At 42.7% G+C, this 9,459-nt stretch carries 6 protein-coding genes; 4 read left to right on the top strand and 2 right to left on the bottom strand.

Annotation, left to right across the window (positions count from 1 at the left end; all coding sequences use genetic code 11):
* The 3 genes from ilvD to CXF78_RS02775 form a co-directional block, all read left to right on the top strand.
* The coding region (gene ilvD, locus CXF78_RS02765) for a dihydroxy-acid dehydratase (protein WP_102035909.1) at nucleotides 1-1,769 on the top strand (1,769 nt) is incomplete at its 5' end.
* 1 nt (nucleotide 1,770) lies between these two features.
* Nucleotides 1,771-3,342, top strand: a complete 1,572-nt coding sequence (gene ilvA, locus CXF78_RS02770) for a threonine ammonia-lyase, biosynthetic (RefSeq protein WP_102035910.1) — start codon at nucleotides 1,771-1,773, stop codon at nucleotides 3,340-3,342.
* 435 nt (nucleotides 3,343-3,777) lie between these two features.
* Nucleotides 3,778-4,920: a pyridoxal-phosphate-dependent aminotransferase family protein gene (locus CXF78_RS02775; RefSeq protein ID WP_011635915.1), complete on the top strand. Its 1,143-nt coding sequence runs from the start codon at nucleotides 3,778-3,780 to the stop codon at nucleotides 4,918-4,920.
* A gap of 122 nt (nucleotides 4,921-5,042) precedes the next feature.
* On the opposite strand, the gene CXF78_RS02780 is transcribed toward CXF78_RS02775, so the two are convergent.
* Nucleotides 5,043-5,291, bottom strand: coding sequence for a ubiquinone biosynthesis accessory factor UbiK (locus CXF78_RS02780; RefSeq protein ID WP_059746313.1), 249 nt, complete (start codon nucleotides 5,289-5,291; stop codon nucleotides 5,043-5,045).
* Between the two features lie 143 nt (nucleotides 5,292-5,434).
* Between CXF78_RS02780 and rep the strand changes: the two genes are divergently transcribed.
* A complete protein-coding gene (rep, locus tag CXF78_RS02785; RefSeq protein ID WP_102035911.1) occupies nucleotides 5,435-7,447 on the top strand; it encodes a DNA helicase Rep in 2,013 nt (670 codons plus the stop codon).
* 24 nt (nucleotides 7,448-7,471) lie between these two features.
* Here rep and CXF78_RS02790 read toward each other — a convergent pair.
* The coding region (locus CXF78_RS02790) for a sensor domain-containing phosphodiesterase (protein WP_102035912.1) at nucleotides 7,472-9,459 on the bottom strand (1,988 nt) is incomplete at its 5' end.

Here is a 9,459-nt window from a genome sequence, read left to right on the forward strand (position 1 = left end):
ATTTTGGTAAACCTATCATAGCGATTGCCAATTCGTTCACTCAGTTTGTCCCTGGACATGTGCATTTAAAGAATATGGGATCATTGGTTGCAGGTGCCATTGAAGAAGCAGGCGGCATTGCCAAAGAATTTAATACTATTGCCGTAGATGACGGTATTGCGATGGGCCATGGCGGCATGCTGTATAGCTTACCGTCGCGCGAGTTAATTGCAGACAGTGTTGAATACATGGTCAATGCGCATTGTGCCGATGCATTAGTGTGTATTTCTAACTGCGACAAGATTACTCCTGGCATGTTAATGGCGGCGCTACGGTTAAATATTCCGGTGGTATTTGTATCCGGTGGGCCAATGGAAGCGGGTAAAACCAAGCTATCCGATCAAATTATTAAGCTTGATTTAGTTGATGCCATGATCGCTGGTGCAGACTCTAATGTCAGTGACGAAGACAGTAAGCAAATCGAACGCAGTGCTTGTCCTACTTGTGGGTCGTGCTCGGGTATGTTTACTGCTAATTCAATGAATTGTTTAACCGAAGCCTTAGGATTGTCATTACCAGGTAACGGTTCAATGTTAGCGACTCATGAAGACCGTCGTGAATTATTTTTAGAAGCCGGTCGCCGTGTAATGATGTTGGCAGAACGTTATTACAAGCATGACGATGAAACGGCATTGCCGCGCAATATTGCTTCATTTAAATCATTTGAAAATGCCATGGTACTCGATGTTGCGATGGGCGGTTCATCAAATACAGTGTTGCATTTAGTGGCTGCAGCGCAAGAGGCGGAAATTGACTTTACTATGGCGGATATTGATCGCATATCGCGCTTAGTGCCTCATCTATGTAAGGTTGCACCATCAACGCCTAAATATCATATGGAAGATGTTCACCGTGCTGGTGGGGTGATGGGTATTTTAGGCGAGTTAGATAGAGCTGGTTTAATCCATAACGATGTACCGCATGTGGCCGCAGACAATGGTGGCGATTTAAAATCAGTCTTAGCTAAGTACGACATTAAACAAACTAACGATCCAGATGTAATCCGCTTTTTTAGTGCCGGCCCTGCTGGTATTCCAACCACTAAAGCATTTAGCCAAAATTGTCGCTGGGATAGTGTTGATGACGACCGTGAAAATGGCTGTATTCGTTCGCGTGAGTTTGCCTTTAGTCAAGAAGGTGGCTTAGCCGTATTGTCAGGTAACGTTGCCGTTGATGGCTGTATTGTGAAGACGGCAGGGGTTGATGAGTCTAATTTAACTTTTGTTGGCAGTGCCCGCGTGTATGAAAGCCAAGATGATGCAGTTGCTGGTATTTTAGGCGGCGAAGTGGTTGAAGGCGATGTGGTGGTTATTCGCTACGAAGGCCCTAAAGGTGGCCCTGGTATGCAAGAAATGCTGTATCCAACAACCTATTTAAAATCTCGAGGTTTAGGCGCTAAGTGTGCGTTAATTACCGATGGTCGTTTTTCAGGTGGCACTTCTGGTTTGTCTATTGGCCACGTATCACCAGAAGCTGCATCAGGTGGCACTATTGCACTGATTGAAAATGGCGATCAAATTGCGATTGATATTCCCAAGCGTAGTATTCAACTTAATGTCAGTGAAGCAGAGCTTACTAAGCGTCGCACAGCCATGGATGCAAAAGGCCCTTTAGGTTGGAAGCCGGTGTCTCGTGAGCGTTATGTGTCATTAGCCCTTAAAGCTTATGCATTATTGGCAACCAGTGCAGATAAAGGTGCGGTACGCGATCGCACTAAGCTGGAGGGGTAATATGTTGGCTTTGGCGTCTCAAACTCAATTAGATTTAGCCCACTATTATTTACAGAAAATTTTGCTATCGTCTGTTTATGATGTGGCTAAAGTGACGCCATTGTCGAGCATGAATAAATTGTCTGCTCGCTTTGGTTGTCAGGTGTATCTAAAGCGTGAAGATATGCAACCTGTGCATTCATTTAAAATACGTGGTGCCTACAACCGTATAGCTGCCTTGACTCAAGATGAGTGTGATAGAGGTGTGGTGTGTGCATCGGCGGGCAATCACGCTCAAGGGGTAGCGATGTCTGCTGCCAGTCGCGGTATTGATGCCGTAATTGTAATGCCTAGTACCACGCCAGATATTAAGATTGATGCTGTGAAACGCTTAGGTGGCAATGTGGTGCTTCATGGGCAGGCGTTTGATCAAGCCAATGACTATGCAAAGAATCTGTCGGTAACAGAAGGGCGTGTTTATATCGCTCCTTTTGATGATGAAGCGGTTATTGCGGGGCAAGGCACTATTGCGCAAGAAATGGTCCAGCAGCAACGGGATATCGAAATCGTGTTTGTGCCCGTTGGCGGTGGTGGCTTAATTGCCGGTATTGCGGCTTATTATAAAGCGGTCATGCCACAAGTGCGGATCATTGGAGTCGAGCCTGAAGATGCAGCATGTTTAAAGGCGGCATTAGAAGCCGATGAACCAGTGACACTGGCTCAAGTCGGTTTGTTTGCTGACGGCGTAGCGGTTAAACGCATTGGTACAGAGCCATTTCGCTTAGCGCGTGAATACGTTGATGAAGTGGTTACTGTCACTTCCGATGAAATTTGCGCCGCGGTTAAAGACATATTTGAAGATACCCGCGCGATAGCTGAACCTGCAGGATCCTTGTCGATTGCAGGGCTTAAAAAATACATGGCCCAACAGGGTGACTCTATCGATGCACCGAAAAAAGTAGCGGCTATTTTGAGTGGCGCCAATGTTAATTTTCATAGTTTACGTTATGTGTCTGAACGCTGCGAATTAGCGGAGCAAAAAGAAGCGGTTTTAGCGGTGAAAGTCCCTGAAAAACCCGGCAGTTTTTTACGTTTTTGCGAGTTATTAGATAAACGTGTGATGACCGAATTTAACTATCGCTTTAGTAGCCGTGACATTGCAGTGGTGTTTGCCGGCATTCGTCTTACCGGTGGCCAAGCAGAGCTAAGCGAGATTATTGCTAAACTTGAGTCGGAAGGCTTTGAAGTTCAAGATTTATCCCAAGATGAAACGGCTAAATTACATGTGCGTTATATGGTCGGCGGTCACCCACTTGAACCACTAGAGGAGCGCTTGTTTAGTTTTGAATTTCCTGAGCATCCTGGGGCATTATTGAAGTTTTTAACCACTTTACAGAGTAAATGGAATATCAGTTTATTTCACTACCGTAACCATGGTGCAGCCTTTGGTAGGGTGTTAACGGGGTTTGAAGTTCCGGCTAAAGACGATGTGGCGTTTGCACAGTTTTTAACGGAGCTAGGTTTCGTTTATCAAGAAGAAACCCACAGTCCGGCATATAAGCTCTTTTTAAATAGCACTAAAGCAAAATCGTAAGTCATTTTTAACTGACCTGAACTAGGGGTAAGAGACGAAGATATGATATTAAAGATCATAGACTTAGACGTTTATCACTATCAAACTTGTCATTTGTTTTACTAACAAGGCGAATTGACGCGTCAATAGCGGGTCTATTGCAAGTTAATTCAACACCGTTAGTAAGACAAAGGGCTGTTTGAGAGGCGTTTTTTATCCCGAGTTCAGGTTGACTACCATTCTGAGGTGATTTAGTGCCTCTATGTGGTATTGTCAGTTCGCCTAAAACGAAAAAATATTCGTGGGTTTGTAGAAACTATTACCAACGACCACTAATAAGTTGATGTTAATGTATTTTGCAGCAACTGATTGGTATAGTTTGCTTTATATGTAGGGTAAATTTTTCCAAATTCATACATAGTTATGAATTTTCGACCTCATTTTAAGGAGACTTTGATGTTACCCGTACCAACAATTCAAGCTTTTATGCCACCGCGCCGAATCTTAATGGGTCCTGGCCCATCTGACGTGTATCCCGAAGTGCTTGCGGCACAATCAAGGCCGACTATTGGCCACCTTGACCCATTATTTGTTGGCATGATGGATGAGCTAAAAAGCTTAATTCAATATGCTTTTCAAACCAAAAACGAAATGACTTTAGCTGTATCTGCTCCAGGCAGTGCTGGCATGGAAACCTGTTTTGTCAATTTAGTTGAACCAGGTGAAAAGGTAATCGTGTGTCGTAATGGGGTATTTGGTGAGCGCATGCGCCAAAACGTTGAGCGCGTTGGCGGTGTTGCGGTAGTCGTCGACAATGAATGGGGCGAACCTGTATGCCCAGATAAAGTTGAAGCTGCACTTGTCGCACATCCTGATGCCAAATTTTTAGCCTTTGTACATGCAGAAACCTCAACGGGTGCGCTGTCGGATGCCAAAACATTATGCACCTTGGCGCAATTACATGACTGTATCAGTATTGTTGATGCGGTGACGTCACTTGGTGGTGTTGAATTGCTGGTAGATGAGTGGGGCATTGATGCCATTTATTCAGGCAGCCAAAAGTGCTTATCTTGTGTGCCCGGTTTATCTCCAGTGTCATTTTCACCTAAAGCCGTCGCTAAACTAAAAGCTCGTACCACCCAGGTACAAAGTTGGTTTTTAGATCAAACCTTAGTGATGGGTTATTGGGGCAATGGCAATGGCGCTAAGCGCAGCTATCATCATACTGCACCAGTTAATGCATTATATGCCTTACATGAGTCTTTACGTTTGTTAGCCAATGAAGGGCTCGAAAATGCCTGGGCAAGACACCGTAAAATGCATCTGTTATTACGCGATGGATTAACCAAGCTTGGATTGAAATTTGTGGTTGAAGAAGCGTCTCGTTTACCGCAACTTAATACCGTTTATATTCCAGATGGTGTTGATGACGCTGCAGTGCGTAAGCATTTATTAGAAGAATATAATTTAGAAATTGGTGCAGGCTTAGGCGCTTTAGCGGGTAAAGCATGGCGCATCGGCTTAATGGGCTATGGTGCCCGTCGTGAAAACGTCTCCCTTTGCTTACATGCACTAGAAGAGTCTCTTAACCAGAACTGAGGTTAACAAACTTAGTGGATATAAAAAAATGACGCTAAATAGCGTCATTTTTTATGTCTGTAAACTGAGTAAAAACGATTATAGAGTCAAAAATATCAATCGTTATCCCTCGTTCAGGTTAGTTACTCAGCAAACTTTTTTTCTAACTCATTCACTTGCGCTTGCAATGCTTCAAGCTTTTCGCGAGTTTTAAGCAACACGTGTTGCTGCACCTCAAACTCTTCGCGCGATACTACGTCCAGTTTCATCAATTGGTTTTGTAATATCTGCTTGCTGCGTTCTTCAAACTCACCGGCAAATTGCTTAACACCGCTGGGTAAGTTATCGCTTAGCTGCTTAGCTAGCTCTTCTATTTTCTTTGGATTAATCATGATGATTCCCTACTGAGACATTGATTTAATTGTAACCGAGGTAAGCGCTTTTCCAAACCCTAACTGTGATTTTTCGTTAACCGTCACCAGTTGATTCTGCTATGATCCGCCTTCGTTTAAGGCTAAGCAAGGTGTAATGATTAATGAAACTCAATCCAGGGCAAAATGAAGCCGTACATTATGTATCGGGTCCATGCTTAGTGCTCGCTGGCGCGGGGAGTGGTAAAACACGTGTAATCATTAATAAAATTGCTTACTTAGTTGAAAAATGTGGCTATAAAGCTCGCAATATTGCTGCAGTAACCTTTACCAACAAAGCCGCCCGAGAAATGAAAGAACGTGTTGCTCAGTCGATGGGCCGCAAAGAAGCGCGCGGATTATGGATTTCTACTTTTCATACATTAGGGCTCGAAATTATTAAGCGCGAACATAAAGTGCTTGGGCTTAAAGCGGGTTTTTCATTGTTTGATGATCAAGACACTTTCGCGTTATTAAAAGAACTGACCGAAGATGAGTTAGATGATGATAAAGACCTGATTAAATCTTTGGCAACAGCGATATCGAATTGGAAAGGGGGATTAGTGATCCCTCAGCAAGCAAAAAGTATGGCAAAAGACGAGCAAAGCCAATTATTTGCCATGTTATATGCTAGGTATGCTCAGCATATGAAGTCCTATAATGCGCTCGATTTTGATGACCTAATCTTAATTCCAACTTTATTGTTGCGAATGAATGAAGAAGTGCGCACCCGTTGGCAAACTAAAATTCAGTACTTGCTGGTGGATGAGTATCAAGATACCAATACCAGCCAATATGAGTTAGTTAAGTTACTGGTGGGTGAGCGTGCACGTTTTACGGTGGTAGGTGATGATGATCAGTCCATTTACTCTTGGCGTGGCGCTAAGCCACAGAACCTAGTGTTATTAGGAACTGATTTTCCAAGACTTAAACTGATCAAATTAGAGCAAAACTATCGTTCAAGCCAACGAATTCTCCGAGCAGCCAATATTCTGATTGCTAACAACCCTCACGTGTACGACAAAGCGTTATTTAGTGAGTTAGCTTATGGTGAGCCATTAAGAGTATTAATTGCCGCTAACGAAGAGCAAGAAGCTGAGCGAGTGGTGGCGGAGATAATTCGACATAAGTTTGTTGGCCGAACTAAGTTTGGTGATTACGCCATTTTATATCGAGGTAATCATCAATCTCGTTTACTCGAACGATCGCTTATGACCAACCGTATTCCTTATAAGCTTAGTGGCGGTACTTCATTTTTCTCTCGTGCAGAAATTAAAGATATCATGGGGTATTTGCGTTTAGTGGTTAACCCGGACGATGACAATGCTTTTTTGCGGGTGGTTAACTTACCTAAGCGTGGTATTGGCCCTGCGTCGCTGGAGCGTTTAGGTAATTTTGCCAATCAAAAGCATATATCATTATTTGAAGCTATTTTTGATGTTGAACTCAATCATCATTTAGCGCCAGCAGCGGTTAACTCTTTATATCAGTTTGGTAAGTTTATTGTTGATACCGGTGAAGTCGCCTCGCGGGGTGAGCCTGTTGAAGCGATTAAACAGCTTATTCGTAAAATTAATTACGAAGATTATCTGTACGAAACGAGTACCAGCGCTAAAGCGGCTGAAATGAGGATGAAGAATATTTCGGAATTATACCGCTGGGTTACCGAAATGCTCGAAGGTGATGAGTTAGATGAACCTATGACTTTGCCAGAAGTGGTTACTCGATTAACCCTGCGCGACATGATGGAACGCAACAGCGAGGATGAGGGTGGCGATCAAGTTCAGTTAATGACGTTACATGCCTCTAAAGGACTGGAATATCCCTTTGTATTTATGGTGGGTGTTGAAGAGCGAATTTTGCCGCATCAGTCGAGTATTGACGAAGACAATGTTGATGAAGAACGACGTCTGGCGTACGTGGGTATTACCCGTGCACAACGTGAATTGTGGTTTGTAATATGCCGTGAACGTCGCCAGTTTGGTGAAACGATGCGATGTGAGCCGAGCCGTTTTTTACTTGAGTTGCCTCAAGATGATTTAATTTGGGAAAACCGTAAGCCTGTTCAAACAGAAGAGCAGCGTGTCGAAACCAGTAAAAGTCACATCGCCAACATACGCGATATGTTTAAAAAATAGTGCTAATTGGGTTGGTCTTATTGATTAGGCACAGGCCTTATGTGGCTTTTTTTTTTCGTTAAATAATTTACTGATTGCTCGGCCTTGGCCACGTACATAGCCAAGTTCTAAAAACTGCCTTACTTGTTGTTGTGTGTCTACTGTGGTGGCGTACATATCGAAATTAAGTGTTTGTGCCGTCAGTTGGTAAGCTTTGACTAATTGTAACTGTTTGTCATTGAGTAAATGCTTACTGATGTCATCATCTAGCTTTAATGCCTTAATCGGTAAAAAACTCAGGCAACTGAGTGAGCTGTAACCTGTGCCATAGCCATCGATACCGATTTGCACGCCCAGTTGCGAGATAAGCTCGAAGCCATTGATGTGATTTTCAGTGTCTTGCACTAGTGCTTTTTCGTTAAAGAATAATATTAATTTCTCAAGATAGATGTGACTACTTTTAATGGTTTGCTTGAGATTGCGTAATACGAATTTATTTTTGATGTGCTGGCTGCTAATGGATAGATGTAAGTATACAGACGGTCCATATTTTGATTTAAGAAATTGATATTGCTCACTTAAGTGAGAAAATATATAACCGTCTATATTAAGTGTGAGCTGGTATTGTGCGGCAAGCTGCTTCATCTTGCCATGTTCAATTAAGCCTTGCTCGGGATGATGCCACTCAATGTGAGGTTCAATGGCAATGATTTCACCAGTAGTAAAATCGACCACTTCAACGTAGTTAATTTCAAATTCTTGTTGGTCTAAGGCCTTTTTAAAATCAATTTCCAATTCATGTTGTAGCTTAGATTGTGCGCTGAGTTTGTCGTCAAAAATAACATAACAACCTTTACCATTGGCTTTAGCCTGATACATGGCAGCGTCAGCATCGCGTAGTAGTGACTCACTGGTGACTAATTTATTGCGTCCACTAAATGCAATTCCGATACTGGCACCTGAGATGAACTCTTGTTTAGCGAGCTGATAGGGCATCGACAACGCTTGTAAAATACGATCACTTACCTCGATAGCATCTTCCGTGGCGTTAATAGAATCCAGCAAAATAACAAATTCATCACCGCCCATTCTTGCTAGTGTGTCGTTTTCACGCACACATGACTTGATACGTTGTGCGGTTTCAATTAAAAAGCGATCGCCTTCGAGATGACCAAAAGAATCATTGATCACTTTGAACCGATCAAGATCGATAAATAATAATGCAAACTGATCTAATCCATGTCGGCGCAAGTGTTTTAATGCTTGTGATAATCGTTCCATTAAATAGCTGCGATTGGGTAAACCAGTCAGCCCATCATGCTGAGCATCGTGTAAGAGCTGATTTTCAATCTTACGGCGCTGATTGATTTCTTGTTGAAGATTGTTGTTCAGTTCAGCGAGTGCTTTAGTGCGTTTAACCACCTTATCTTCTAACTGCTCATGGCTGTTTTTGAGCGACTCAGTCGCCAATTTACGCTCAATAGCGTTGGCCATATGCTGGGATACGAATGTCAGTAGTTCTAGATCTTTCAATTGATAAATATGAGCGTCATCCAAGCTATAAATCGTTAACGCACCAGCAATATCACCATTAATGATCAGCGGAATGCCTATCCATTGATGCATTCTATCGGTTTTGTTCAATTCTGGAGATTTTGCGTATATTTCGCCATTAGCAACCATATCAGCGATATCTTTAGAGGATAAGAGCCGAGGCAACTTATGTTCTAGAATGTATTCTGTTAGCCCGTCCTGCATAGGACGAGAGGCTGGATATTCGGTTGTCATCTGCGAAACATAAAAAGGAAATGACAACATATTGTTATCGTTTATCAATGAGATAAAGCAGTTATCAGCCGGTATTAATTGACTCATAATAGTGTGAAGTCGTAAATAGAAGTCTTGTTGGAGTACATTTGATGCAGATAGATCGGCAATTTCGAATAAAGCTTTTTGTAATTTTTCGGCTTTAACGCGCTCAGTTATTTCTTTTTTGACTTTTTCATAAGCCTGGCTGAGTTCTTTAGTGCGTT

Source organism: Shewanella sp. 11B5 (assembly GCF_002836795.1).
GTDB classification, from domain to species: Bacteria; Pseudomonadota; Gammaproteobacteria; order Enterobacterales; family Shewanellaceae; genus Shewanella; species Shewanella frigidimarina.

What these genes read in the sequence shown, in the direction of transcription:
- CXF78_RS02780 (WP_059746313.1), bottom strand. Translation starts at nt 5,291, where the DNA reads ATGATTAATCCAAAGAAAATAGAAGAGCTAGCTAAGCAGCTAAGCGAT.
- CXF78_RS02775 (WP_011635915.1), top strand. Translation starts at nt 3,778, where the DNA reads ATGTTACCCGTACCAACAATTCAAGCTTTTATGCCACCGCGCCGAATC.
- ilvA (WP_102035910.1), top strand. Translation starts at nt 1,771, where the DNA reads ATGTTGGCTTTGGCGTCTCAAACTCAATTAGATTTAGCCCACTATTAT.
- rep (WP_102035911.1), top strand. Translation starts at nt 5,435, where the DNA reads ATGAAACTCAATCCAGGGCAAAATGAAGCCGTACATTATGTATCGGGT.